The sequence below is a fragment of the Pseudomonas sp. LRP2-20 genome (assembly GCF_024349685.1).
Classification (GTDB): Bacteria; Pseudomonadota; Gammaproteobacteria; order Pseudomonadales; family Pseudomonadaceae; genus Aquipseudomonas.
The window spans coordinates 16,750-43,255 of sequence record NZ_AP025944.1 but is presented as its reverse complement, the minus strand read 5'-3'; the positions used below and the strand labels follow the sequence as shown (position 1 = coordinate 43,255).

The 26,506-nt window shown below is 63.6% G+C and carries 24 protein-coding genes; 13 read left to right on the top strand and 11 right to left on the bottom strand.

Translation table 11 applies throughout. The features are described from left to right. The first annotated feature begins 56 nt into the window (after positions 1 to 56). Positions 57 to 1,574, top strand: coding sequence for a choline-sulfatase (gene betC / locus OCX61_RS00180; RefSeq protein ID WP_261942145.1), 1,518 nt, complete (start codon positions 57 to 59; stop codon positions 1,572 to 1,574). A gap of 14 nt (positions 1,575 to 1,588) precedes the next feature. Further along, positions 1,589 to 2,524 (top strand): choline ABC transporter substrate-binding protein, encoded by a 936-nt coding sequence (gene choX, locus OCX61_RS00175; protein WP_261942144.1) that lies wholly within the window; start codon positions 1,589 to 1,591, stop codon positions 2,522 to 2,524. Between the two features lie 478 nt (positions 2,525 to 3,002). On the opposite strand, the gene aroE is transcribed toward choX, so the two are convergent. After that, positions 3,003 to 3,827 (bottom strand): shikimate dehydrogenase, encoded by an 825-nt coding sequence (gene aroE / locus OCX61_RS00170; protein ID WP_261942143.1) that lies wholly within the window; start codon positions 3,825 to 3,827, stop codon positions 3,003 to 3,005. A 25-nt stretch (positions 3,828 to 3,852) separates the two neighbouring features. Next, entirely contained in the window at positions 3,853 to 4,764 is a 912-nt protein-coding gene (gene hemF, locus OCX61_RS00165; RefSeq protein ID WP_110638928.1) for an oxygen-dependent coproporphyrinogen oxidase, read from the bottom strand. Between the two features lie 135 nt (positions 4,765 to 4,899). Between hemF and OCX61_RS00160 the strand changes: the two genes are divergently transcribed. After that, on the top strand, positions 4,900 to 5,877 hold the full coding sequence (locus OCX61_RS00160; protein WP_261942142.1) for an NADPH:quinone reductase: 978 nt from the start codon (positions 4,900 to 4,902) through the stop codon (positions 5,875 to 5,877). A 381-nt stretch (positions 5,878 to 6,258) separates the two neighbouring features. On the opposite strand, the gene tsaC is transcribed toward OCX61_RS00160, so the two are convergent. Then, positions 6,259 to 6,816: an L-threonylcarbamoyladenylate synthase type 1 TsaC gene (gene tsaC / locus OCX61_RS00155; protein WP_261942141.1), complete on the bottom strand. Its 558-nt coding sequence runs from the start codon at positions 6,814 to 6,816 to the stop codon at positions 6,259 to 6,261. A 43-nt stretch (positions 6,817 to 6,859) separates the two neighbouring features. Beyond that, the gene (dprA, locus tag OCX61_RS00150; protein WP_261942140.1) at positions 6,860 to 7,957 is read right to left on the bottom strand and encodes a DNA-processing protein DprA; all 1,098 of its coding nucleotides are present in this window, start codon (positions 7,955 to 7,957) and stop codon (positions 6,860 to 6,862) included. Positions 7,958 to 8,163: 206 nt separating this feature from the next. Here dprA and def point away from each other — a divergent pair, with 206 nt between their 5' ends. The 5 genes from def to OCX61_RS00125 are packed head-to-tail and all read left to right on the top strand — an operon-like array spanning position 8,164 to position 12,693. Next, a complete protein-coding gene (def, locus tag OCX61_RS00145) occupies positions 8,164 to 8,670 on the top strand; it encodes a peptide deformylase (RefSeq protein ID WP_016712797.1) in 507 nt (168 codons plus the stop codon). A gap of 60 nt (positions 8,671 to 8,730) precedes the next feature. Further along, positions 8,731 to 9,663 carry a methionyl-tRNA formyltransferase gene (gene fmt / locus OCX61_RS00140; protein WP_261942139.1) on the top strand — a complete coding sequence of 311 codons (933 nt, stop codon included), beginning with the start codon at positions 8,731 to 8,733 and terminating at the stop codon, positions 9,661 to 9,663. Further along, complete coding sequence (gene rsmB / locus OCX61_RS00135; protein ID WP_261942138.1) at positions 9,660 to 10,970, top strand: 16S rRNA (cytosine(967)-C(5))-methyltransferase RsmB; 1,311 nt, start codon at positions 9,660 to 9,662, stop codon at positions 10,968 to 10,970. Before fmt ends, rsmB begins: the two co-directional genes overlap by 4 nt. 23 nt (positions 10,971 to 10,993) lie before the next feature. Continuing rightward, positions 10,994 to 12,367 carry a Trk system potassium transporter TrkA gene (gene trkA / locus OCX61_RS00130; RefSeq protein ID WP_261942137.1) on the top strand — a complete coding sequence of 458 codons (1,374 nt, stop codon included), beginning with the start codon at positions 10,994 to 10,996 and terminating at the stop codon, positions 12,365 to 12,367. Positions 12,368 to 12,378: 11 nt separating this feature from the next. Then, a complete protein-coding gene (locus tag OCX61_RS00125; protein ID WP_261942136.1) occupies positions 12,379 to 12,693 on the top strand; it encodes a tetratricopeptide repeat protein in 315 nt (104 codons plus the stop codon). A 97-nt stretch (positions 12,694 to 12,790) separates the two neighbouring features. Here the strand turns inward: OCX61_RS00125 and OCX61_RS00120 are convergent, their stop codons facing one another. Continuing rightward, positions 12,791 to 13,678, bottom strand: a complete 888-nt coding sequence (locus OCX61_RS00120; protein WP_054884420.1) for a lysophospholipid acyltransferase — start codon at positions 13,676 to 13,678, stop codon at positions 12,791 to 12,793. Positions 13,679 to 13,718: 40 nt separating this feature from the next. After that, positions 13,719 to 14,270: a DNA-3-methyladenine glycosylase I gene (locus OCX61_RS00115; protein ID WP_261942135.1), complete on the bottom strand. Its 552-nt coding sequence runs from the start codon at positions 14,268 to 14,270 to the stop codon at positions 13,719 to 13,721. A gap of 83 nt (positions 14,271 to 14,353) precedes the next feature. On the opposite strand from OCX61_RS00115, the gene glyQ reads away from it, so the two are divergent. The 4 genes from glyQ (at position 14,354) to OCX61_RS00095 (ending at position 18,714) form a co-directional block, all read left to right on the top strand. Continuing rightward, positions 14,354 to 15,301: a glycine--tRNA ligase subunit alpha gene (gene glyQ / locus OCX61_RS00110; protein WP_027592054.1), complete on the top strand. Its 948-nt coding sequence runs from the start codon at positions 14,354 to 14,356 to the stop codon at positions 15,299 to 15,301. Then, positions 15,298 to 17,349, top strand: a complete 2,052-nt coding sequence (gene glyS, locus OCX61_RS00105; RefSeq protein ID WP_261942134.1) for a glycine--tRNA ligase subunit beta — start codon at positions 15,298 to 15,300, stop codon at positions 17,347 to 17,349. Before glyQ ends, glyS begins: the two co-directional genes overlap by 4 nt. 3 nt (positions 17,350 to 17,352) lie before the next feature. After that, entirely contained in the window at positions 17,353 to 17,880 is a 528-nt protein-coding gene (gene gmhB, locus OCX61_RS00100) for a D-glycero-beta-D-manno-heptose 1,7-bisphosphate 7-phosphatase (protein ID WP_085676570.1), read from the top strand. A gap of 63 nt (positions 17,881 to 17,943) precedes the next feature. Beyond that, the gene (locus OCX61_RS00095) at positions 17,944 to 18,714 is read left to right on the top strand and encodes a lysophospholipid acyltransferase family protein (RefSeq protein ID WP_060507778.1); all 771 of its coding nucleotides are present in this window, start codon (positions 17,944 to 17,946) and stop codon (positions 18,712 to 18,714) included. A gap of 274 nt (positions 18,715 to 18,988) precedes the next feature. Here OCX61_RS00095 and OCX61_RS00090 read toward each other — a convergent pair whose 3' ends face one another. Both OCX61_RS00090 and OCX61_RS00085 read right to left on the bottom strand, forming a co-directional pair. After that, positions 18,989 to 20,608: an MFS transporter gene (locus tag OCX61_RS00090; protein WP_261942133.1), complete on the bottom strand. Its 1,620-nt coding sequence runs from the start codon at positions 20,606 to 20,608 to the stop codon at positions 18,989 to 18,991. 97 nt (positions 20,609 to 20,705) lie between these two features. Then, the gene (locus OCX61_RS00085) at positions 20,706 to 22,352 is read right to left on the bottom strand and encodes a GMC family oxidoreductase (protein ID WP_261942132.1); all 1,647 of its coding nucleotides are present in this window, start codon (positions 22,350 to 22,352) and stop codon (positions 20,706 to 20,708) included. Between the two features lie 218 nt (positions 22,353 to 22,570). On the opposite strand from OCX61_RS00085, the gene OCX61_RS00080 reads away from it, so the two are divergent. Then, on the top strand, positions 22,571 to 23,458 hold the full coding sequence (locus tag OCX61_RS00080; protein ID WP_261942131.1) for a LysR family transcriptional regulator: 888 nt from the start codon (positions 22,571 to 22,573) through the stop codon (positions 23,456 to 23,458). Here the strand turns inward: OCX61_RS00080 and OCX61_RS00075 are convergent. The 3 genes from OCX61_RS00075 to OCX61_RS00065 are packed head-to-tail and all read right to left on the bottom strand — an operon-like array spanning position 23,447 to position 26,443. After that, positions 23,447 to 24,265, bottom strand: coding sequence for a sulfite exporter TauE/SafE family protein (locus tag OCX61_RS00075; RefSeq protein WP_261942130.1), 819 nt, complete (start codon positions 24,263 to 24,265; stop codon positions 23,447 to 23,449). The genes OCX61_RS00080 and OCX61_RS00075 overlap by 12 nt on opposite strands. Beyond that, positions 24,262 to 25,518, bottom strand: a complete 1,257-nt coding sequence (locus tag OCX61_RS00070; RefSeq protein ID WP_410011092.1) for an NAD(P)/FAD-dependent oxidoreductase — start codon at positions 25,516 to 25,518, stop codon at positions 24,262 to 24,264. Before OCX61_RS00070 ends, OCX61_RS00075 begins: the two co-directional genes overlap by 4 nt. Before the next feature lie 40 nt (positions 25,519 to 25,558). After that, positions 25,559 to 26,443, bottom strand: a complete 885-nt coding sequence (locus OCX61_RS00065; RefSeq protein WP_261944370.1) for an MBL fold metallo-hydrolase — start codon at positions 26,441 to 26,443, stop codon at positions 25,559 to 25,561. Between the last annotated feature and the right edge of the window lie 63 nt (positions 26,444 to 26,506).

Sequence of the window (26,506 nt, the reverse complement as noted above, 5' to 3'; positions counted from 1 at the left end):
ACAGTCGCATCTTGGTAGGCAAGCGGTTCGCATAATCCTCAACGATGGAAGCCACCATGACGCGCCCGAATATCCTGTTCATCATGGCCGACCAGATGGCCGCGCCCTTGCTGCCGATCTACGGCCCTTCGCCGATCCACATGCCACACCTGAGTCGCCTCGCCGAGCAGGCAGTGGTGTTCGACTCGGCCTATTGCAACAGCCCCCTGTGCGCACCATCACGCTTCACCCTGGTCAGCGGCCAGCTGCCAAGCCGTATCGGCGCCTACGACAACGCGGCCGATTTCCCCGCCGACGTGCCGACTTATGCACACTACCTGCGCCGCCTGGGCTACCGCACAGCACTGTCGGGCAAGATGCACTTCTGCGGCCCGGACCAGTTGCACGGCTATGAGGAGCGCTTGACCAGCGATATATACCCGGCCGACTACGGTTGGGCAGTGAACTGGGATGAACCCGACGTGCGCCCGAGCTGGTACCACAACATGTCTTCGGTGCTGCAGGCCGGGCCTTGCGTGCGTACCAACCAGCTGGATTTCGACGAAGAAGTGCTGTTCAAGGCGCGCCAGTACCTCTACGACCATGTGCGCGAGAACGATGGCCGGCCGTTCTGCCTGACCGTCTCCATGACTCACCCGCACGACCCGTACACCATCCCGAAACGCTACTGGGACCGCTACCAGGCTGTGGATATCCCCATGCCCCGCGCCGAACTCAGCCAGACCGAACTCGACCCCCACTCGCAACGCCTGCTCAAGGTCTACGACCTGTGGAACAAGCCTCTGCCTGTGGACAAGATCCGCGACGCCCGTCGCGCCTACTTCGGCGCCTGCAGCTATATCGATGACAACATCGGCCAGCTGCTGCACACCCTGGAAGAATGCAACCTGGCCGACGACACAGTGATCGTGTTCTCCGGTGACCACGGCGACATGCTTGGCGAGCGAGGGCTCTGGTACAAGATGCACTGGTTCGAGATGTCGGCTCGTGTCCCGTTGCTGGTGCACGCGCCCCAACGCTTCGCCGCAAGCCGAATCAGCGCCTCGGTATCGACCTGCGACTTGCTGCCGACCCTGGTCGAACTGGCCGGTGGCGCTGTGGATAACCATCTGCACCTGGACGGTCGCTCACTGCTCGGCCATCTGCAAGGGCAGGGCGGCCATGACGAGGTGATCGGCGAATACATGGCCGAAGGCACCGTCGGCCCGCTGATGATGATCCGCCGGGGGCCGTACAAATTCGTGTACAGCGAAGACGACCCCTGCCTACTCTATGACCTGAGCCGCGACCCGCATGAGCGGGAGAACCTCACCGGCAGCCCGGACCATCAGGCGCTGCTGCAGGCATTTGTCGATGAAGCACAGCAGCGCTGGGACATCTCCAGCCTGCGCCAGCACGTTCTGGCCAGCCAGCGCCGCCGCCGCCTGGTGGCCGAGGCGCTGGCCATCGGCAAGCTGAAAAGCTGGGACCACCAACCCTTGGTGGACGCCAGCCAACAGTACATGCGCAATCACATCGATCTCGACGACCTCGAGCGCAAGGCACGTTATCCACAGCCCGCACCCATGGCTTGAGAAGAGAGGCCGCCATGCACAAGTTCTCCACCGCCGTATTCGCCCTGGCTCTGCCTCTGGCTCTAGCCACCGCCACGGCCCATGCCGCCGACGGCGACGCACAATGCAGCACCGTGAAGATGGCCGACCCCGGCTGGAGCGACATCGCCTCGACCAACGCCGTGGCCCGGCTACTGCTGGAAAGCCTGGGCTACCAGGTGAAGATCGACAGCCTGGCGGTGCCGATCATCTACGGCGGCCTCAAGGACGGTCGGGTCGATGCCTTCCTTGGTAACTGGATGCCGGCGCAACAGGGCTTCCATGACAAGTTCATCGCCAATGGTGATGTGCAACAGCTGTCGCGCAATCTGGAAGGCACCGAGTTCACCCTGGCGGTACCAGACTACGTGTGGAATGCGGGGGTGAAAGACTTCGCCGACCTGCAAAAGCACGCCGATCAGTTCGACAAGAAACTTTACGGCATCGGCTCCGGCGCGCCAGCGAACCTGTCGCTGAAGGAAATCATCGGCAAGAACGAGTTCAACCTGAGCCAGTGGAAGCTGGTGGAGTCCAGCGAGCAGGCGATGCTGGCGCAGGTGGATCGGGCGGTGAAGAAACAACAGTTCATCACCTTCCTCGGCTGGACACCGCACCCGATGAACGTGAAGCTGAAAATGCACTACCTGACTGGCGGCGAGAAGTGGTTCGGCAGCAAGGGCGAGGTGTTCACCCTGACTCGCAAGGGTTATCCACAAGCCTGCCCGAATGCGGCGAGGCTGCTGGGGAACCTGAGTTTTACCCTGGACATGGAAAACACCATCATGGCCGAGGTTGTGGATAAGAAGATCAGCTTTGACGAAGCGGCCAAGGCTTGGGTGAAGCTGCATCCCGAGCGGCTGGAGGGGTGGTTGGCGGGGGTGACCACCAAAACCGATGGCAATGCCCTGGAAGCTGTCAAAGCCAAGCTCTGACAGGCAGACCTGCACATTTCAATTGTGGGAGCAACTGTCTTGCTCAATTTCTAGGATCTGGCGCGATCCCTGTGGGAGCGGGCTTGCCCGCGAACACGGGCGAAGCCCGTGCCATTCACCACGGTGTCGGCTTCGCGGGAAAGCCCGCTTCCTCAAGGGAACGACCTGACATTTTTGCCAGTTGTGCTGGAGTCAATGATACGGAAGATGTGAGGTATCAACTCCGCACAGGTATGCGCCATGCCTCTCCACACTGCACTCATGACCTTGGCCCTCTCAGGCATTTTGTCTTGCAGTGCCTTTGGAGAGACCAGCAATGAATGCGCAACCCGGGCAAAGGAACGCATTGCCCGGTTGCAAACACTGAAAGGCGAACAGCAGGCTTATACAGGCAAAAAGCAATCCGCCGAAAAGTTGGCTTACTACGACCACGAGATTCGCCTCGAAAAGGCCAACCTCCAGGCATATCAAGGGCAGGTCAGTTGCGCATCAGCTGGCGGCGAAGCTCAGCCATCACCGGTGCCGTATCCGGCCGTACCCCACGCCAGATAAAGAAAGCCTCAGCCGCCTGCTCAGCCAGCATCCCCAGCCCATCCAGCACCTTGGCCGCTCCCAGCTTCTCAGCCCACCGGCAGAATGGCGTCGGCTCCTTGCCATACATCATGTCGTAGCACACCGTGCGCCCCGCCTCGACCAGGCTGTCGGCAATCGGCGGCAACTCGCCGGCCAGGCTCGCGGAAGTGGCGTTGATGATCACGTCCACCGGCTCCTGCAACCAGGCAAACCCGCTGGCCACCACAGGCCCCAGTTCATCGAACTCCCGCGCCAGCTGCTCAGCCTTCTCCAGCGTACGGTTGGCAATCACCAGCGACTGCGGCTGATGCGCCAGGATCGGCTCCAGCACGCCGCGCACGGCGCCACCGGCCCCGAGGATGAGAATGCGCTTGCCGGCCAGTTCGACCCCGGCATTGACCGTCAGGTCGCGCACCAGGCCAGCACCGTCGGTGTTGTCGCCCTGCAGCGTGCCGTCAGCCAGCTTGCTCAGTGTGTTCACCGCACCCGCACGCTGGGCACGCGGCGTCAGGCTGTCGCACAGGCGGTAGGCTTCTTCCTTGAACGGTATGGTGACGTTGCCGCCACTGCCTTGCTTGAAGAAGCCGCGCGCGCAATCGCTGAATTCGTCCAGCGGCGCCAGCAGCGTGGCGTATTCCAGGTCCTGGCCGGTCTGTTCGGCGAACAGACGGTGGATCAGCGGCGACTTGCTGTGGCCGATGGGGTTACCGAAAACAACATACTGGTCCATGACAATTCCTTGTTTATCCACAGGCTTACTGGCCAAGCCAGTCGCGGTCCTGCAGAAAGTATTCGGTCAGGCGCGCTTCTTCGCTGCCGGGCGCAGCCTTCCAGTCATAGCCCCAGCGCACTTGCGGCGGCAGCGACATGAGGATCGACTCGGTGCGGCCACCGGACTGCAGGCCGAACAGGGTGCCACGGTCGTAGACCAGGTTGAACTCCACGTAGCGGCCGCGGCGGTATTCCTGGAACTCGCGCTGCTGCGGGGTGAAGGGGGTGTTCTTGCGGCGCTGGACGATCGGCAGGTAAGCCTCGACGTAGGCATCGCCGATGGCACGCAGGAAGGCGAAGCAGGTGTCGAAGTCCCACTCGTTCAGGTCATCGAAGAACAGGCCGCCGATGCCACGCGGCTCACCGCGGTGCTTGAGGTGGAAGTAGCGGTCGCACCAGGCCTTGTAGCGTGGGTACACGTCGGCGCCGAACGGCGCGCAGGCCTGCTCGGCCACGCGGTGCCAGTGGATGCAGTCTTCTTCATTGCCGTAGTACGGAGTCAGGTCGAAGCCGCCGCCGAACCACCAGACCGCTTCTTCACCTTCCTTTTCGGCGATGAAGAAACGAACGTTGGCGTGGGACGTGGGCACATGCGGGTTGTGCGGGTGGATCACCAGCGACACGCCCAAGGCCTCGAAGCCACGGCCCGCCAGTTCGGGGCGGTGGGCGCTGGCCGACGGCGGCAGGCCGGCGCCGAACACGTGGGAGAAGTTGACTCCACCTTTCTCGATCAGCTTGCCGTCGCCGATGACCCGCGTGCGGCCCCCGCCACCGGCTTCGCGCACCCAGGCGTCCTCGACGAAGCGGGCGCCGCCGTCTTCAGCTTCGAGGGCAGAGCAGATGCGGTCTTGCAGGTCGAGCAGGTAGGCTTTCACGGCCTCGGTGCGGCTAGTCATCGGGTCACCAGGAACGGGCAGGGAAGAATTCGCCGCGTAGCATACCACCGCCGGCGCGCGCGCCGCAGTTGACGGCGATCAAGCAAAGGCGTCCGATAGAAGGCCTTTTCCCGATCCCGACAACAGGAGTGCGAGATGGCCAAGCGTATCCAGTTCAGCCAGCATGGCGGCCCGGAAGTGCTGCAGCTTGTGGAATTCGACCCCGCCCCACCTGGGCCGCAGCAGGTGCGCGTGCGTAACCATGCGATCGGCCTGAACTTCATCGACACCTACTTCCGCAGCGGGCTGTACGCGCCGCCGTCCCTGCCTTCGGGTCTGGGCACCGAGGCGGCGGGCGTGGTCGAAGCCGTGGGCGAGGGCGTGACCCGGCTCAAGGTCGGCGATCGCGTGGCCCATGCCGGCGGCCCCCTGGGCGCTTACAGCGAGGTACATACGCTGCCGGAAGCCAACCTGGTCAAGCTACCTGACTACATCAGTTTTGAGCAGGCGGCAGCGGTGATGCTCAAGGGGCTGACCGTGCAGTACCTGCTGAAACAGACCTATGAGGTGAAACCGGGTGAGGTGATCCTGTTCCACGCCGCAGCGGGTGGTGTGGGTTCCCTGGCGTGTCAGTGGGCCAAGGCGCTTGGCGCCAAGCTGATCGGTACCGTGAGCTCCGCCCAGAAGGCCGAGCGGGCCAAGGCGTTGGGGGCGTGGGCGACCATCGACTACAGCCGCGAGGACGTGGCCAAGCGGGTGCTGGAACTGACCGATGGCAAGAAGTGCCCGGTGGTGTATGACGGTGTCGGTGCCGACACCTGGCTCACCTCGTTGGACTGCCTGCAGCCGCGTGGGTTGATGGTGAGCTTCGGCAATGCTTCGGGGGCGGTGAGCGGGGTGAACCTGGGGATCCTGTCGCAGAAGGGTTCGCTGTATGTCACCCGGCCGACGCTGGCGACCTATGCCAACAATGCCGAGAACACCCAGGCCATGGCCGATGACCTGTTCGCGATAATTGGCAGTGGCAAGCTGGTTGTGGATATCCAGCAGCGGTACCCGTTGGGTGAGGCGGCCAAGGCCCAGGCGGAGTTGTCGGCGCGCAGGACGGTGGGGTCTACCGTTCTGCTGCCTTGAGCCTGGCTGGAGATCGCAGCATGGCCGCCAGGTGCTCGCCTTGAGGTTTGCAGCAGCTGTGAGATCGAGCGCCGCCCGCGCGGCGCATCGCGAGCTGCGCTCGCTCCTACGTTTGTTTCGGGCCAGTTTCGCCAGTGCCAGGCTCGCGCGACCGCCTTGTAGGTACGACGCAATATCGAGTCAGGCACCAAGGCGTTCGCGCGCAAATCGCATAGGACTGACTGGCTGGAAACAAACGTAGGAGCGAGCGCAGCTCGCGATGCGCCGCGCGGGCGGCGCTCGATCTCGCAGGCGCTGCAAACCTAATGGCAGGCACCTGTCAGCCCTCACACCTTCTTTTTCAGGTTCTTCAGCCGTTTTGCGGTCCAATCGCCAGCGGCATCAGCCCGGGCGAACGACTTCACCGGTCGCCAGGTTACGAATCACACTCGGATTCTTCCGTCCGCCCAGCGCCCCACCGAGCACCAGGTCCAGCTGGCCATGGAAGTACTGTTCCACCCGCAACCGGGTCTTCGCCGCCGGGCGCCCGCCCGGGTTGCACGAGGTGGAAATCAGCGGCCCCACCAGCGCGCACAGCTCACGTACCAGCGGATGGTCGCTGACGCGCAGCGCCACGGTGTCATGCTGCCCGGTCACCCACTCGGGCAACAGGTCCTGGTGCGGTACCAACCAGGTGTTCGGACCTGGCCAGGTGGCGCTCATGCGGTCGATCCAGTCCTCGGGAAAGTCCTCGAACAGAAAGTCGAACTGGCGGATGTTGTCGGCGACCAGGATCAGGCCTTTATCCACAGGCCGCGACTTCAGCGCCAGCAGGCGATACACCGCGTCCTCGTTCCACGGGTCGCAGCCCAGGCCCCAGACCGCTTCCGTCGGGTAGGCGATCACTGCGCCCGCCCGGATCTCACGTGCGGCTTGTTGCACACGAAAACTGCTCACCATTTGTGTCTCTCCGCCTTTTTAACCTTGCTTGCGCGCAGTGTACTTAGCCGGCGCGGGCAAACCAACGCCCGGCGACATTGCTGACCCGGCCTTCCAGCTCCAGTTCCGTCAGCTGCGCCAGCACCTCGGCCAGCGGCCGGTCGCTGAAGTGGGCCAGGTTCTCGCTAGTCTGTGGTGCGGCATGTAGCAGGGCAAGCAGCGGATGCGCCGGTTTTTCCACGATCGCGGGCGGCAGGTTCTGCCAACCGCGCAGGCTTTCCAGGATCTGCTCCACGCTTTCCACCAGCAATGCACCATCGCGGATCAGTTGATGGCAGCCCTTGGCCGCCGGATGGTGGATCGAACCGGGAATCGCGTACACCTCGCGGCCCTGCTCGGCCGCCAGGCGGGCGGTAATCAACGAGCCGCTGGCAAGGCTGGCCTCGACCACCAGCACCCCGAGCGACAGGCCGCTGATGATGCGGTTGCGCCGCGGGAAGTTGCCCGGCAGCGGCCCGGCGTCGAGCGGATACTCGGACACCAGTGCGCCACCTCGGTCGACCATCATCCGGGCAAGGTCACAGTGGCGCTGTGGATAAAGTTTTTGCAAGCCTGTGCCAAGCACACCTACGGTGCCCCCTCCGACCTCCAGCGCCGCCCGATGAGCGGCACCATCGATGCCCAGGGCGAGCCCGCTGGTGATGGTGAAACCGGCCTGCGCCAGGGAGCGGGAAAATGCCCTGGCCGTGTCGAGTGCCGGAGGTGTGGCACGCCTGCTGCCCACAATCGCCAGCTGAGGTCGGTCAAGCAGTGCCGGGTTGCCAGCAACGAAAAGCAGCGGGGGGGCATCGTCGATTTCCCCCAGCAGTGCCGGGTAGTCAGGGCCGTCCCACATCAGCAAATGCTGGTCAGGGCCCTCTAGCCAGGCCATTGCGGCCAGCGCGCCGTCGCGCACTTCGGCGCTGCGCCGGGCATCGATACTGGCCTGCCCTATGCCCAACGCACGCCAGGCCGAGCCCGGCGCACTGAGCGCGGAAGAAGCACTGCCAAAGGCCTCCAGCAAGGTACGAAAGCGTCGCAATCCCGTCTCGGGCAGGCGGTGCAGACGTAATCGCGCTTCCAGTTCGGAAGGTGGACAAGGCGACGAATGGTAACTGGGCATGGGGATCATCCTTGATCGAAACAGGGCCATCTACGTGGCACAACCTGTGGATAACTCTGTGAGTAACACTTTGAAAAGCTGTCCATTGATTGGGGGCTATCACGCCCATAGACACCCTAGACGAGCTTGCCAGGTGCCGAAATCCCCGTTTCCCTTTATTATGTGTGCTCAGTTTTCAACCGACCGCACAGTGACTGCCTGACCTTATGGCCATCTTGAACATTCTCGAATTCCCGGACCCGCGCCTGCGCACCATCGCCAAACCGGTGACGGTGTTCGACGACGCCTTGCGTCAGCTGATCGACGACATGTTTGAAACCATGTACGAAGCCCCCGGCATCGGCCTGGCCGCCACCCAGGTCAATGTGCACCTGCAGGTGGTGGTCATGGACCTCAGCGAAGACCGCAGCGAACCGCGCGTCTTCATCAACCCGACTGTCGAAGAACTGACCCACGACATGGGCCAGTACCAGGAAGGCTGCCTGTCGGTCCCGGGCTTCTACGAGAACGTCGACCGCCCACTGCGTGTGCGGGTCAAGGCCCAGGACCGCGACGGCAAGCCGTATGAGCTGGAATGCGAAGGCCTGCTGGCTGTGTGCGTGCAGCACGAGTTCGATCACCTCAACGGCAAGCTGTTCGTCGACTACCTGTCGCAGCTCAAGCGCGACCGGATCAAGAAGAAGCTGGAAAAGCAGCACCGCCAGCAAGCCTGATCCCCACCTTCCAGAAGGCTTGCTCCGGCAAGCCTTTTTCTTTTTTGAAGCGAGAACTCCATGCGCATCGTCTTTGCAGGCACTCCAGAGTTTGCCGCCGAACACCTCAAGGCCCTGCTCGACAGCCCGTACGAGATCGTGGCCGTCTACACCCAGCCTGACCGCCCTGCCGGTCGTGGCCAGAAGCTCATGCCCAGTGCAGTCAAGGCACTGGCCGTGGCCCATGACATCCCGGTGTTCCAGCCACCGACCCTGCGCAATGCCGAAGCACAGGCTGAACTGGCTGCGCTCAAGCCAGACCTGATGGTGGTGGTCGCCTACGGCCTGATCCTGCCCCAGGTGGTGCTCGACATCCCCCGCCTGGGCTGCATCAACAGCCACGCCTCGCTGCTGCCTCGCTGGCGCGGTGCGGCGCCGATCCAGCGCGCCGTGGAAGCGGGCGATGCCGAGAGCGGCGTGACCGTGATGCGCATGGAAGCCGGCCTGGATACCGGGCCGATGCTGCTCAAAGTGGTCACCCCGATCAGCGCCGACGACACCGGCGGCAGCCTGCACGACCGCCTCGCCGAAATGGGCCCGCCTGCTGTAGTCCAGGCCATCGCCGGTCTGGCTGACGGTTCGCTGCAAGGTGAAGTTCAGGACGATGCCCTGGCCACCTACGCACACAAGCTGAACAAGGACGAAGCCCGCATCGACTGGAGCCGCCCGGCCATCGAGCTGGAACGCCTGATCCGCGCCTTCAACCCTTGGCCGGTGTGCCACAGCACGCTCGACGGCGAGAGCGTCAAGGTACTGGCCGCCAACTTGTCCACAGGCAGAGGCGCGCCGGGTGAAATCCTCTCCGCCAGCAAGGATGGCCTGGTAGTCGCCTGCGGTGACCAGGCCCTGAGCCTGACCCGCCTGCAATTGCCCGGTGGCAAGGCGCTTAACTTCAGCGACCTGTTCAACAGCCGCCGCGAGAAATTCGCCGCCGGCAAGGTACTGGGCCAATGAACCCGCGCCTCGCCGCCGCCCGCGCCCTTGCCGCTGTCCTCAGCGGCAAGGCCTCGCTGAACAGCTCACTGCCGGCACAGCTGGACAAGGTCGAAGAACGCGACCGCGGCCTGACCCAGGACCTGGCATTCGGCACCGCGCGCTGGCAGCCCCGCCTCGACCTGCTGGCCGCTCAGCTGCTGCAGAAGCCATTCAAGGCCGCCGACGCCGATGTGCAGGCGCTGCTGCTGGTCGGCCTGTACCAGCTGTTCTACACCCGCATCCCGGCCCACGCCGCCATCGGCGAGACCGTTGGCTGTGCCGACAAGCTGAAGAAGCCTTGGGCCAAGGGCCTGCTCAATGCCGTATTGCGCCGCGCCCAACGTGAAGGCGAGGAACTGCTGGCCGGCATGGAGCGCGACCCGGTAGTGCGCACCGCGCACCCGCGCTGGCTGCAGAAGTCGCTGAAAGCTTTCTGGCCGGAGCAGTGGGAAGCCATCTGCGCTGCCAACAACGCCCACCCGCCGATGATCTTGCGCGTCAACCGCCGCCACCATAGCCGTGACGCCTACCTGGCGCTGCTGGCCGAGGCGGGCGTTGCCGCCAGCGCCTGCCAGTACAGCCGTGACGGCATCGTGCTGGCCGAAGCCTGCGACGTGCGCGGCCTGCCAGGCTTTGCCGAAGGCTGGGTGAGCGTGCAGGACGAAGCCGCGCAGCTGTCCGCCGACCTGCTGGAACTGGCACCCGGCCAGCGCGTGCTCGACGCTTGCTGCGCCCCGGGCGGCAAGACCTGCCATCTGCTCGAAGCCGAAGCTGGCCTGGGCCATGTAGTGGCCATCGACCTCGAAGCCAAGCGCCTGACCCGCGTGCGCGAGAACCTCGACCGCCTGCAGCTGGACGCCGAGCTGATCGCCTGCGATGCCCGCGACACTGCCAGCTGGTGGGACGGCAAGCCGTTCCAGCGCATCCTGCTCGATGCACCGTGCTCGGCCACCGGCGTGATCCGCCGCCACCCGGACATCAAGCTGACCCGTCAGGCCGACGACATCCCGGCCCTGGCCACGCTGCAAGGCGAACTGCTCGATGCCCTGTGGCCAACCCTGGAAGTGGGCGGCATGTTGCTGTACGCCACCTGCTCCAGCCTGCCGACCGAGAACACCGAAGTGATCGACGCCTTCCTCGCCCGCACCCCGGGCGCCCGTGAGCTGGACCTGGCCACCGCAGCCGGCCTGCGCCAGCCCCACGGCCGCCAGTTGCTGGCCCAGGAAGGCGGCCACGACGGGTTCTACTATGCCAAGCTGATCAAGATCGCCGCCTCGCGCGGATAAGAACAAAAGGTAGGGAGTAGCGGATGAAGATCATCATCCTCGGCGCAGGGCAGGTGGGCGGTACGCTGGCGGAACACCTGGCCAGCGAAGCCAACGACATCACCGTGGTCGACACCGATGGCGACCGCCTGCGCGACCTGGGCGACCGCCTGGACATCCGCACCGTGCAAGGCCGTGGCTCGCTGCCGACGGTGCTGCGCCAGGCCGGTGCCGACGACGCCGACATGCTGGTGGCGGTAACCAACAGTGACGAGACCAACATGGTCGCCTGCCAGGTGGCCTATTCGCTGTTCCACACCCCCACCAAGATTGCCCGGGTGCGTGAGTCGGCCTACCTGACCCGCGAAGAGCTGTTCGACAACGACCACATCCCGGTCGACGTGCTGATCAGCCCCGAGCAGGTGGTGACCAACTACATCAAGCGCCTGATCGAACACCCGGGCTCGCTGCAGGTGATCGACTTTGCCGAGGGCAAGGCCCAGCTGGTGGCGGTGAAGGCCTATTACGGCGGCCCGCTGGTGGGCCAGCAGCTGCGCCAGATCCGCGCGCACATGCCCAACGTCGATACCCGGGTGGCGGCGATCTTCCGCCGCGACCGGCCCATTACTCCGCGGGGCGACACGGTGATCGAAGCCGATGACGAAGTGTTCTTCATCGCCGCAAAGAAGGACATCCGCGCCGTGATGGGCGAGCTGCGCCGCATCGACGAGACCAACAAACGCATTGTCATCGCCGGAGGCGGGCAGATTGGCGAGCGTCTGGCCGAAGCCATCGAGAGCCGCTACCAGGTGAAGATCATCGAGATGAGCGCGGCACGCTGCAGGCACCTCTCCGATACCTTGGAAAGCACTGTGGTGCTGCAGGGCAGTGCCTCGGACAAGGACCTGATGCTCGAAGAGAACATCGCCGACGCCGACATCTTCCTGGCCCTGACCAACGACGACGAAGCCAACATCATGTCGTCGCTGCTGGCCAAGCGGCTGGGCGCGGGCAAGGTAATGACCATCATCAACAACCCGGCCTATGTCGACCTGGTTCAGGGCGGCGAAATCGACATCGCCATCAGCCCGCAGCTGGCCACCATCGGTACCTTGCTGGCGCACGTGCGGCGCGGCGATATCGTCAGTGTGCACTCGCTGCGCCGCGGCGCAGCCGAAGCCATCGAGGCGGTGGCGCACGGCGATTCGAAGTCGAGCAAGGTGGTCGGCAAGGCCGTCGAGCACATTGCCTTGCCACCGGGCACCACCATCGGCGCGATCATCCGCGACGAGGAAGTGCTGATCGCCCACGACGACACGGTGATCGAGTCGGGCGACCACGTCATCCTGTTCGTTGTGGATAAAAAGCACATTCGCGATGTGGAGAAGCTGTTCCACGTCGGCTTGAGTTTCTTCTAGGAGAAGAGGGCATGCGCGAATCGCTGGAGAAGATGCTGGCCAAGGGTGTGGATAACCCGCTGCTGCGGTTTGGCCTGGGCAAGGCCTGGCTCGATGAGGGCAATGGTGCGGAGGCGGCGGTGCACCTGGCACGGTGTGTGGAGCAGGATCCGAAGTATTCGGCGGCGTGGAAACTGCTGGGCAAGGCGTATCAGTTGGTCGGTGACCTGCCAGCGGCGCGCAAGGCCTGGGAGGACGGGATAGTTGCGGCGCAGGCCCATGGCGACAAGCAGGCCGAGAAAGAGATGACCGTGTTCCTGAAGAAGCTCAACAAGACATCAGGTTGACGCCCCCCCTGTGGGAGCGGGTTCACCCGCGAATGCGATGTTGGATTCAACGATGCATTCGCGGGTGAACCCGCTCCCACAGGGGACGGTGAAAGGCTTAGTACCAGCGCGGCTCGCCGGCCGGGCGCTTCTTGAAGCGCTTCATGCTCCACATGTACTGGCTCGGGTACTCGCGCACATAACGCTCGACCACCTTGCTCATGGCCGCTGCCGACACGTTCACGTCGGTGCTGTACATCTCTTCCGGCGCAGCTTCCAGGAACACCTTGAAACCCGAGCCGTCCGGCAGCCGCAGCGCATGCAGGAACACACCCACCGCCTTGCCACCGGCCAGCATGTTCGGCACGAACTTGCTGGTCAGCGCCTGGGTCCCGAGGAATGGCACGAACACACCCGCCGACTCGGCCGGCTCCGGGTCGGCAGGAATGCCCACCTGCCCGCCGCGACGCACTTCCTTGATCACGCTCAGGATGCCTTCCTTGGTCGAAGGCGCCACGCGGTTGCCCATCTGCACGCGCTGCTCGCGCAGCAGGTCATCCACTGCCTTGAGCTTCGGCGGGCGGTAGAAGATGATCGGTTTGCACTGGTTGCAGTAGAAGTGGTTGAGCACTTCCCAGTTGCCCAGGTGGCTGGTGATGCCGACCACGCCCTTGCCCGAGGCCAGGGCCTGCTCCAGCACTTCCAGGCCGTGCACTTCCTTGACCAGCTCCAGCGAACGCTGCGGTGGCCAGATCCAGGCACAGGCACTTTCGACAAAAGATTTGCCGATATCCTTCAGTGCACGGCCGACCAGCTGCTCACGCTCGACCGGGTCCATCTCCGGGAAGCACTTGGCCAGGTTGATGCGCACGACATTGCGCGAGCCATTGGGGATTTTCCACATCAACCAGCCGATACCGGCGCCGACGCGCTGCACAGCGCCCCAGGGCAGCTTGGCAAACAGACGCAGCACCCCGACCATCAGGGCGCCCTTGAACTTTTCCACAGGCAATTCCTTATTTCAGCAAGGCGCGCATTGTAACCCCTCAGCGCAACAAGGCGGCGTAGCGATCGCAATCGGTAGTGTGGTCCATGACCATGCCGGTGGCCTGCATGAAGGCGTAGCAGATGGTCGGGCCGACGAAGGTGAAACCGGCTTTCTGCAGGGCCTTGCTCATGGCCTTGGCCTCGTCGGTCACAGCGGGCACATCGCTGCGGCCCTGGAAGTGATTGATCTTCGGCTCCCCCCCCACGAACGACCACAACCACTCGGCTGGGTTATCCACAGCCAGCCAGGCCTGCGCGTTGCGCCGGGCAGCCTTGAGCTTGAGGCGATTGCGGATGATACCGGCATCGAGCATGAGCTCCTCGATACGTTCGTCGCTCATGGCAGCCAGTTTCACCGGATCGAAGCCGTGCATCACCTGGCGATAACGCTCGCGTTTACGCAAAACGGTGATCCATGAAAGCCCGGCCTGGAACCCTTCGAGCAAAAGCATCTCGAACAGCAACGCCGGGTCACGCTGTGGCGTTCCCCATTCCTGGTCGTGGTAGGCCTGGTACAACGGATCGTCGGTACACCAAAAGCAGCGTGGCATAAGGCTCCAATGAGTAGAGGGCGAGGCGAATCAGGTTATACTCCCGCTCTTTACATCCGCATCCCCAGATACAGGTGAATTTCGTGAGCCAGCCTACGCCAGCCGTGCGTACCTTCCAAGACCTGATCCTCGCCCTGCAAAACTACTGGGCAGCTCAAGGTTGTGTGGTGCTTCAGCCCTACGATATGGAAGTAGGCGCCGGCACTTTCCACACCGCTACATTCCTGCGCGCCGTGGGTCCAGAAACCTGGAACGCCGCCTATGTGCAGCCTAGCCGTCGCCCTGCCGACGGGCGGTATGGCGAAAACCCCAACCGCCTGCAGCACTACTACCAGTTCCAGGTGGTCCTGAAGCCGAACCCGGCCAACTTCCAGGAGCTGTACCTCGGCTCGCTGAAAGCCATCGGCCTCGACCCGCTGGTCCACGACATCCGCTTTGTCGAAGACAACTGGGAATCGCCGACCCTCGGCGCCTGGGGCCTGGGCTGGGAAATCTGGCTGAACGGCATGGAAGTCACCCAGTTCACCTACTTCCAGCAGGTAGGTGGCATCGAGTGCTACCCGGTCACCGGTGAAATCACCTACGGCCTGGAGCGCCTGGCCATGTACATCCAGGGCGTCGACTCGGTCTACGACCTGGTGTGGGCCGACGGCCCGTTCGGTAAGGTCACCTACGGCGACGTGTTCCACCAGAACGAGGTGGAGCAGTCGACCTACAACTTCGAACACGCCAACGTCGAGAAGCTGTTCGAACTGTTCGACTTCTACGAAAGCGAAGCCAACCGCCTGATCAAGCTGGAGCTGCCGCTGCCGACCTATGAAATGGTCCTGAAGGCCTCGCACACCTTCAACCTGCTGGACGCCCGTCGCGCCATCTCGGTAACCGAGCGCCAGCGTTACATCCTGCGCGTACGTACCCTGGCCCGGGACGTGGCGCAAAGCTATCTGCAAGCCCGCGCACGCCTGGGCTTCCCGATGGCCACCCCTGAACTGCGTGACGAAGTGTTGGCGAAGCTGGAGGCTGCACAATGAGTGCTCAAGATTTCCTGGTAGAACTGGGCACCGAAGAGCTGCCACCAAAAGCCCTGGCAAGTCTCGGCGACGCCTTCCTGGCCGGCATCGAGAAAGGCCTGCAGGCCGCTGGCCTGAACTACACCGGCAAGCAGGTCTACGCCGCGCCGCGTCGCCTGGCCGTGCTGATCCGCCAGCTGGACGTGCAGCAGCCTGACCGCAGCATCAACATCGACGGCCCGCCCATGCAGGCTGCTTTCAAAGACGGCGAGCCGACCCAGGCTGCCCTGGGCTTTGCCAAGAAATGCGGTGTGGAGCTGTCGGAAATCGACCAGAGCGGCGCCAAGCTGCGCTTCTCCCAGCACATCCCGGGCAAGGCCACCGCCAGCCTGCTGCCGACCATCATCGAGGATTCGCTCAACGACCTGCCGATCCCCAAGCGCATGCGCTGGGCCGCCAGCCGTGAAGAGTTCGTGCGCCCGACCCAGTGGCTGGTGATGCTGCTGGGCGACCAGGTGGTCGACTGCACCATCCTGTCGCAGAAGGCCGGCCGTGAATCCCGTGGCCACCGCTTCCACCACCCGGAAAACGTGGTCATCACCACCCCGGCCAACTACGTCGAAGACCTGCGCAAAGCCTACGTGCTGGCCGACTTCGCCGAGCGCCGCGAACTGATCAGCAAGCGTACCGCCGAGCTGGCCATGCAGCAGGAAGGCAGCGCCATCGTGCCGCCGGCACTGCTGGACGAAGTGACCGCCCTGGTCGAATGGCCGGTGCCGCTGGTGTGCTCGTTCGAGGAGCGTTTCCTCGAAGTGCCGCAGGAAGCCCTGATCACAACCATGCAGGACAACCAGAAGTACTTCTGCCTGCTGGACAGCGAAGGCAAGCTGCTGCCGCGCTTCATCACCGTGGCCAACGTCGAGAGCCGTGACCCCAAGCAGATCGTGCTGGGTAACGAGAAAGTCGTGCGCCCGCGCCTGACCGACGCCGAGTTCTTCTTCAAGCAGGACAAGAAACAGCCGCTGGAAACCTTCAACGAGCGCCTGAAGAACGTGGTGTTCCAGGCTCAGCTGGGCACTGTCTACGACAAGGCCGAGCGCGTTTCCAAACTGGCTGCGTTCATCGCCCCGCTGATCGGCGGCAACGCCCAGCGCGCTGGCCGTGCCGGCCTGCTGTCGAAGTGCGACCTGGCCACCGAGATGGTCGGCGAATTCCCTGAAATGCAGGGTGTTGCCGGTTATTACTACGCGCTCAACGACGGTGAGCCGGAAGACGTCGCCCTGGCCCTGAACGAGCAGTACATGCCGCGCGGTGCTGGCGCCGAGCTGCCGCAGACCCTCACCGGTGCTGCCGTGGCCATCGCCGACAAGCTCGACACCCTGGTCGGCATCTTCGGCATCGGCATGCTGCCTACCGGCAGCAAGGACCCGTACGCCCTGCGCCGTGCCGCCCTGGGCGTGCTGCGCATCCTGATCGAGAAGCAGCTGGACCTGGACCTGAGCGCTGCGGTCGAGTTCGCGGTCAAGCAGTTCGGTGCCAAGGTCAAGGCCGCTGGCCTTGCCGAGCAGGTGCTGGAGTTCATCTTCGACCGCCTGCGTGCACGCTACGAAGACGAAGGCATCGACGTTGCCACCTACCTGTCGGTACGTGCCCTGAAGCCGGCTTCTGCCCTGGACTTCGACCAGCGCGTGCAGGCCGTGCAGGCCTTCCGCAAGCTGCCGGAAGCCGAAGCCCTGGCGGCAGTGAACAAGCGTGTGTCGAACCTGCTGAGCAAGGCCGAAGGCGCCATCGCCGACCAGGTCGAGCCGAAGTACTTCGACAACGCCAACGAGTTCTCCCTGTACTCGGCCATCCAGCAGGCCGACCAGGCCGTGCAACCGATGGCAGCTGCTCGCCAGTACAGCGAATCGCTGGCGCGCCTGGCGGCCCTGCGTGACCCGGTCGACGCCTTCTTCGAGGCGGTGATGGTCAACGCCGAAGACGCCAAGGTACGTGCCAACCGTTATGCCCTGCTCAGCCGCCTGCGCGGCCTGTTCCTGGGCGTGGCCGACATTTCGCTGCTGGGGTAAGCCTTGAAACTGCTGATTCTCGATCGTGACGGGGTGATCAACTACGACTCCGACGCCTACATCAAGACGCTGGAAGAGTGGATCCCGATCCCTGGCTCGGTCGAGGCCATCGCGCAGTTGAGCAAGGCGGGCTGGACGGTGGCCGTGGCCACCAACCAGTCCGGCATCGCCCGTGGCTACTACCCGCTGGCAACCCTCGAGGCCATGCACGCGCGCCTGCGCGCGCTGGTGGCCGAGCAGGGCGGCGAGGTGGGCCATATCGTGTATTGCCCGCATGGGCCGGATGAAGGCTGCGATTGCCGCAAGCCCAAGCCTGGCATGCTGCGGGCGATCGCCGAGCATTACCAGGTGGGCCTTGAAGGCGTCTGGTTCGTAGGCGACAGCAAAGGTGACCTGGAGGCCGCCCTGGCCGTCGGTGCACAACCCGTGTTGGTGAAAACCGGCAAGGGTGAGCGGACCCTGGAAAAAGGCGTCCCGGAAACTACACTGATTTTCGACGATCTGGCAGCTATCGCCAGAGAAATTATTTAAACAACAATGCGCCTTCGGGCGCATTTTCCCAGGCGGGCACGCCCCGCAACGGTACTTGCCACTATGTCGATCCTGCAGGCGATCAGAATCTTTCTTTTTTACCTGCTGCTGGGCACCAGTTCGCTGCTGTGGTGCTCGCTGAGCTTCTTCGTCGCGCCGTTCTTGTCGTTCCCCAAGCGCTACACGTTCATCAACGTGTACTGGTGCCGTTGCGCCCTGTTCCTGGTGCGCACCATCCTTGGCATCAACTACAAGGTCACCGGTGCCGAGAACGTTCCGGACGAGCCCTGCGTGATCCTGTCCAACCACCAGAGCACGTGGGAAACCTTCTTCCTTTCCCAGTATTTCTCGCCGCTGAGCCAGGTGCTCAAGCGCGAGCTGCTGTATGTGCCGTTCTTTGGTTGGGCCATGGCCATGCTGCGGCCGATCGCGATCAACCGCGACAACCCCAAGGAAGCCCTGCGCCAGGTGGCCAGCAAGGGTGACGAGTTGCTCAAGCAGAAAACCTGGGTGCTGATCTTCCCGGAAGGTACCCGGGTGCCGTTCGGAACCGTGGGCAAATTCTCCCGAGGCGGTACCGCGCTGGCCGTGAATGCCGGGCTGCCGGTGCTGCCGATTGCCCACAACGCAGGCAAGTTCTGGCCCAAGACGGGCTGGGGCAAGCGCTCGGGCACCATCGAGGTGGTGATCGGCAAGCCGATGTATGCCGAGGGTACCGGGCCACGGGCCATTGCCGAGCTCAATGACCGCGCTGCAGCGTGGAACGAAGCGACCCAGCGGGCCATGGGGTCGCTGCCGCCAGTGGATGAAAAACCGCAGGAGCAGATGGCCTGACCATCTGTGGATAACTTGTGAACAATTTGTTCTTGAAATACCTGGAATCGGCGCTAAGTGTATGAATTAGCTGTTTATTTCTATGTATGACGTTTTTCTGAAAAACGTGCATAAGTTTTTTCGAGGCATAAAAAAACCGGCTTTTACAGCCGGTTTTTTTATGCGTGAAACGTGGTAATCGGTGTTGGTCTTTTCGCGGGCAAGCCCGCTCCCACAAGGTTGGCGGTGAGCCCGGTGGGAGCGGGCTTGCCCGCGAAGAGGCCGACGCAGATCCTCAGACCTTGTCGATATCCACGTCCTTGGTTTCTTTCAGGCAGAAGATCCCCACCACCAGGCTGATACCGGTCACCAGCACCGGGTACCACAAGCCGTAGAAGATATCCCCGGTATACACCACCAGCGCGAACGACACGGTTGGCAGGAAGCCGCCGAACCAGCCGTTGCCGATGTGGTAGGGCAGCGACATCGAGGTGTAGCGGATGCGGGTCGGGAACAGCTCGACCATCACCGCTGCCAGCGGGCCGTAGGTCATGGTCGCGATCAGGATCATCGCCACGATCAGCACCACCACCATCACCTGATTGACCTGCCCTGGGTCAGCCTTGGCCGGGTAGCCCGCTTGCTCCACTGCCGCGCGCATGGCCGCTTCGTCGAAGCCGTTGATGGTCTTGTCGCCAATGTTCACGACCACATCGCTGCCGGCCACGCTCACCGAGCTGTACGGCAGGCCCTGCTTGACCAGGAAGGTCTTGACCTTGTCGCACGGGCTGTCGAAGCGTGCCTTGCCGACCGGGTCGAACTGGAAGGTGCAGCCCTGCGGATCAGCAGTGACCACGATTGGCGCCTGGCGGCTGGCCGCGTCGATCTGCGGGTTGGCATAGTGGCTCAGGGCCTTGAACATCGGGAAATACAGCACGGTGGCCAGCAGCAGGCCGAGCATCAGGATCGGCTTGCGCCCGATGCGGTCGGATAGCCAGCCGAAGAACACGAAGAACGGCGCGCCGATCACCACGCTGATGATCAGCAGGGTATTGGCCTGGGCTGGGTCCATCTTGAGCATCTGGGTCATGAAGAACAGCACGTAGAACTGCGCGGTATAGAAGGTAACCGCTTGCCCGGCGTTGATGCTGAACAGCGCAGTGAGCACGACTTTCAGGTTCGGCCAGGAGGTGAACGACTCGCGGATCGGCGACTTGCTGACCTTGCCCTGGGCCTTCATTTTCACGAACGCCGGCGACTCGTGCATGCTCATGCGGATCCAGGTAGAGATCGCCAGCAGGAAGATCGACAGCAGGAACGGCAGGCGCCAGCCCCAGGTTTCGAACTGGTCGCCACTGATGTAGCGGCTGCCCAGTACCACCAGCAATGACAGCAGCAGGCCCAGGGTAGCGGTGGACTGGATGAAGCCGGTGTGGAAGCCGCGCTTGCCGGGTGGCGCGTGCTCGGCCACGTAGGTGGCGGCACCGCCATATTCACCACCCAGCGCCAGCCCCTGGAGCATGCGCAGGACCACCAGAATGATCGGTGCCGCGATGCCGATGCTGGCGTAGGTCGGCAGCAGGCCGACGGCGAAGGTCGACAGGCCCATCAGCACGATGGTCACCAGGAAGGTGTACTTGCGCCCGATCATGTCGCCCAGGCGGCCGAATACCAGCGCACCGAACGGCCGCACCAGGAAGCCGGCGGCAAACGCCATGAGGGCGAAGATGAAGGCGGTGGTGTCGTTGACCCCGGCGAAGAACTGCTTGCTGATGACAGCGGCCAGCGCCCCATAGAGAAAAAAGTCATACCACTCGAACACCGTCCCGAGGGATGACGCGAAAATGATCTTGCGCTCTTCACGACGGCTGGAGGAACTGGCCGTTGCACCCTGCTCTTGGATGTAATCCGACATCGTTGCTGTCCTCGGCCCGCAGGCCACAGTGATTATTCTTGTTGTTCCACTGTCGGCAGCTTGTGACCGCGAGCTGCCGGTGTTGCACGCTCCCGGGTCAGGGGGTCGGTACCGCGTCTTCGTTCAGGTAGGTCTGGGTTGCGGCTCCTTTGAGGATCAGTTGCGCCGCCTTCTCGGCGATCATCAGGGTGGGGGAACAGGTATTGCCGGAGGTGATCTGCGGCATGATCGAGGCATCGGCCACGCGCAGCCCAGGAATGCCATGCACCCGCAGCTGGTTATCCACAACGTCCAGGTCGCCGTTGCCCATGCGGCAGGTGCCGACCGGGTGGAAGATGGTGGTGCCGATCTTGCCGGCCGCCTCGAACAGTTCTTGCTCGGTTTGCAGGGACGGGCCTGGCAAATATTCCTTGGGATCGAAAGCGGCGAGGGCAGGGGCCTGGACGATGTGCCGGGTCAGGCGGATGGCGTCGGCGGCAACGCGCAGGTCCTGAGGGTCGCTCAAGTAGTTGGGATCGATCTGCGGCGTACTGTTCATGTCCGCACTGCGGATATCGATACGCCCGCGGCTGGCCGGGCGCAAGTTGCACACCGAGGCGGTGAAGGCCGGAAACGAATGCAGCGGCTCGCCGAAGCGCTCCAGTGACAACGGCTGCACGTGATACTGCAGGTTCGGTGTGGCCTGCTCCGGGCTCGAGCGCACGAAGGCCCCCAACTGGCTCGGCGCCATGGCCAGCGGGCCACTGCGGTCGTAGAGATAGCGCAGGCCCATGCCCAGCTTGCCCCACAGGCTGTTGGCCATCTGGTTGAGGGTGCGGGTGTTGCGGATCTGGTAGATCAGCCGCAGTTGCAGGTGATCCTGCAGGTTGCCGCCGACGCCTGGCATGTCGTGGCGTACAGCAATGCCCAGGCTTTCGAGCAGCTTGCGCGGGCCGATGCCGGAACGCTGGAGAATGCCGGGCGACCCCACGGCACCGGCGCAAAGGATGATCTCGCGGCGCGCAGCAAACTCATGCCAGGCGCCTTGCCACAAAGCTTTAACCGCACGGGCACGGGTGTTGTTCAACAGCACCTGGTCTACCTGCACACCGGTCAGCACGGTGAGATTGGGGCGGTCCTTGATCGGCCGCAGAAAAGCCTTGGAGGCGTTCCAGCGCACGCCGCTGCGCTGATTGACCTGAAAGTATCCACAACCCTGGTTGTCGCCGGTGTTGAAGTCGTCGACCTTGCCGATGCCACTTTGCTCGGCGGCGTCGCGGAACGCATCGAGGATCGGCCAGCTGTAGCGCTGGCGTTCGACCCGCCATTCACCCTCGGCGCCATGGTGCTCGCTGGCACCGGCAAAGTGGTTCTCACTGGCCTTGAACAACGGCAGTACATCGTTCCAGGCCCAGCCTTGGTTGCCTTGTGCGGCCCAATGGTCGTAATCGGCGGCCTGGCCGCGCATGTAGATCATGCCGTTGATCGAAGAACAGCCGCCGAGCACCTTGCCCCGTGGATAGCCCAGCGCACGACCGCCCAGGCCAGGTTGCGCTTCGGTCTTGAAGCACCAGTCGGTACGCGGGTTGCCGATGCAATAGAGGTAACCGACGGGGATGTGAATCCAGGGATAGTTGTCGCGACCACCGGCTTCGAGCAGCAGCACGCGGCTGGAAGGGTCAGCGGACAAACGATTGGCCAGCAGGCAGCCGGCGGGACCGGCGCCTACGACCACGTAGTCGAAGGCAGAATCGGCTGATGGCATGTGCAACCTCGCGCCTGATTTTTATTCTTGTTCCGATCCATCTTAGTGAGTAATTTCGCCAAGGAAACACGAGATTTCACGCAGCCGCTGTGCGTTTTAGCACAGCGGTAAGTCTGTACCGGCGCTTCGCAGCTAAAGCCGCTCCCACAGGGATAGCGTTGTCTGTGGGAGCGGGTTTACCCGCGAAAGGGCCGGAACGAACAGCCACAAGGATCAGTATGTTCGACTGGAACGATCTGCGGTTTTTCCTCGAGTTGCAGCGCAGTGGCCGCCTGCTCAGCGCGGCCAAGCGCCTCAATACCACCCACAGCACGGTGGCCCGGCATATCGAAAGCATCGAGAAGAGCCTGGGCACGCCACTGTTCATTCAGCATGCCCAGGGCTATGAACTGACCCCGTCGGGCCAGGCGCTGCTCAAACATGCCGAAGCCATGGAGAATGTTGCCCTGCTGGCGCAGGAAGAAATCACCCAGGCCATCACCCCGCTGGGCAAGATTCGCCTGGGAGTCACCGAAGGCATCGGCATCATGTTCTTCACCCCGCGCATGAGCGAGCTGTTCGCCCGCTATCCGGGGCTGGAGGTGGAGCTGGTGGCCGTACCGCGCTTCGTCAGCATCCTCAACCGCGAAGCAGAAATCAGCATCCACCTGGAGCGGCCCAACGCCGACCTGCTGATCACCCGCAAGCTCACCGACTACCGCCTGGCGCTGTACGCCAGCCAGGACTACCTGGACCGGGCGCCGCCCCTGCGCAACCGCGAGGACCTGGCCCGGCACAGCTGGATCGGCTACGTCGATGACCTGCTGTTCAGCCAGGAACTGCTGTTTCTCAACAGCTTCTGCCGCGCACCGAACGTGGCCTTCCGCAGCACCAGCGTGATCGCCCAGCAAACCGCCGCCCGCGCCGGCCTGGGTATCGCCGTGCTGCCCAACTACATGGCCCGTCACGACCCGGCGCTGGTGCGCGTGCTGCCCAGCGAGACCATCCAGCGCAGCTACTGGATCTGCACCCGCCGCGAGTTGCACAAGTCGGTGCGCCTGCGGGTGGTGTGGGACTACCTGCTGGCGCTGTGCGCGGCGGAACAGGATGAGCTGCTAGCTGAATAGCGCCTTGCCAGCCAGCAGCAGGGCCGCCAGCCAACCAGCCACGGCAAACAGCTGCTGCAGCCGTGGGCCGGCGATCCTGGTTGCCAGTGGCCTGGCCAGCAGCAGGCCGATCACTGCACCGATGGCGAACGGCGCACCGATCCGCCAGTGCATCACACCGGCCAGGCTGGCGCTGACCACGCTTCCCGTGGAAACCAGGGCGATGACGGCCAGGGATGTCGAGACAATGCTCTTCATGCGCAGGTTGGTGTAGCGGTTCAAGGCGGGAATGATCACAAAACCACCGCCCACCCCCAGCAGGCCGGAGAGCAAGCCGGACATTACTCCGGTAAACGCCAGGGCGCGTGCGCAGGGCAGCGTCCAGCGCAAACGCCCCTGCAACGGGTTCAGCACGCAAGGCTCGATGTAGCGATGGGCTTCGCTGCCTTCGCCACGCAGCTCTTTGGCCGCCTTGCGCCAGATGCGCAGGCAGGCGTAGATCAGCACGCCAGCGAACACCAACGCCAAGGGTGTGTTGGGCAAACGGTGGGCCAGCATCAGGCCGAACGGCGCCGCGGCGATGCCGATCAGTGCGATGAACAGGGCGGCGCGATAACGCACCAGCCCTTCGCGCAAACCGAGTACCGCGCCCACCGCCGCGGCAAGCCCTACGGCAAGCAGGCCGATGGGCGCCGCTTCGACCATCGACAGGCCAAGCCCGAACACCAGCAGCGGTACCGCCAGGATGCCACCACCGGCACCGGTCAGCGCCAGCACCGCACCGATGATCGCACCGAGGCCAGCGCCCAGCAGTTGATGTTCGATCACTGTGCGCCCTCGGTGTCCAGCGGTTGCGGGCGCGCCAGCCACTCTCGGCCTTTGAGCATGCCCTGCCAATACAGCGGCGGCAGCACCCGTGCCTTCAGCAACCAGGCCAGGCGTGTCGGCTGGCGCCCATCGAGCAACCAGCGAGGGAAGCTCGGAGCGACCTTGCCGCCATAGGTGAACTCGGCCAGGACGATCTTGCCGCGCTCGACGGTCAGTGGGCAGGAGCCATAGCCGTCATATTGGGCCAGGCTAGGGAGGCGGCCCAGCGCCACCAGCACATTGTTGGCCACCACCGGCGCCTGCTTGCGCGCAGCCGCGGCAGTCTTGGCATTGCTGGTGTTGGCCACATCGCCCAGCGCGTGGATGTTGCCGAACTGACGATGGCGCAAGGTATGCGGGTCGACATCGACCCAACCCGCTGCATCGGCCAACGGGCTTTGGCGGATGAAGTCCGGGGCAACCTGCGGCGGCACCACATGCAACATGTCGAAGGCTTCGGTACGGGTTTCACTGCTACCGTCGCCTAGTGTACGCACGAAGGTGGCACGCTGGTTGGGCCCATCCACGGCCACCAGGCGATGGCTGTAGTTGAGGTCCACGCCGTACTTGTCGATGTAGGCCATCAAGGCGGGCACATAGTCGGGAACGCCGAACAGCACGGCACCGGCATTGAAGAAACTGGCCTTCACAGCGCCCAGCCGACCATTGCGCAGCCAATGGTCACAGGACAGGTACAGCGCCTTCTGCGGCGCGCCAGCGCACTTGATCGGCATCGGCGGCTGGGTGAACAGGGCGCGTCCCTGCTTGAGCTTTTGCACCAGCTCCCAGGTATAGGGCGCCAGGTCGTAGCGGTAGTTGGAGGTGACACCGTTGCGACCGAGGGTTTCGCTGAGCCCGTCGATGGCGTCCCAGTCGAGTTTCAGGCCAGGGCAGACCACCAGTTGTTCATAACTGATGGCACGGCCACCTTCGAGGGCGACCAGCTGGGCCGAGGGGTCGAAGCCCTGCACGCAGGCCTTTATCCAGCGCACACCCCGCGGGATAGCCGAGGCCAGGGTGCGGGCAGTGCTCGGCGCCGTGAACACACCTGCGCCGACCATGGTCCAGCCTGGCTGGTAGTAGTGCACGTCGGCAGGGTCGATCAGGGCGATGTCCAGCGAAGGGTCGCGGGCGATCAGGCTAGAGGCAGTGGCGATACCGGCAGCACCGGCACCGACGATGACCACCTTGTGGTGGTCGGCATTGGCAGGCATGGCAGTCAATCCTGGAATTTCTGGTAATAGGGCAGGGCAGTCAAAGCTTGTTCAGCGGGATCTTCAGGTAGCTCACGCCGTTTTCTTCAGGCTCCGGGAACTGGCCACTGCGCATGTTCACCTGCACCGATGGCAGGATGAGCACGGGCATGTCGAGGGTCTTGTCGCGGGCTTCGCGCATGGCCACGAAGCTGTCCTCGTCGATGCCTTGGTGGATGTGAATGTTGCTGGCGCGCTGCTCGGCCACCGTGGTGACGTACTGCATCTCGCGCCCGCCTGGCAGGTAGTCGTGGCACATGAACAGCTGGGTCCGGTCGGGGAAGGCGAGCAGACGACGGATCGAGCGGTACAGCGTGCGCGCATCGGCGCCGGGGAAGTCGCAGCGGGCAGTGCCGTAGTCAGGCATGAACAGCGTATCGCCGACGAACACCGCAGTCTCGCCAGCGTCCACAACCATATAGCTGAGGCACGCCGGCGTATGCCCCGGGGTATGCAGGGCGCGGGCATGCAGGTTGCCAATGCTGAAGCCTTCCTCATCTTCGAACAGCACATCGAACTGGCTACCATCCCGGGCAAAGCCGGGCTCGGCATTGAACAGCGTGCCGAAGACTTTCTGTACCTGGGTAATGTGCGCACCGATGGCCGTGTGGCCACCGAGCTTGCCCTTGAGGTAGGCCGCTGCCGAGAGGTGGTCGGCGTGCACATGGGTTTCCAGCACCCACTGCACCGTGGCTTTGAGCGCTTTCACACGATCGATCAAGCGATCCGCCGAGGCGGTGCAGGTGCGACCGGACTTGGGGTCGTAGTCCAGCACGCTGTCGATCAGTGCGCACTGACGGGTTTCACGATCCATGGCCAGGTAGCTGATGGTCGAGGTCGCCTTGTCGTAGAAGGCTTCCACGTGAAGGTTGTTGCCAATGATCATCACGTTCTCCAGATAATCCGCCTCGCCTTGTACCGGCGTAGGCAGTGGGAGGAGGTTTATCAA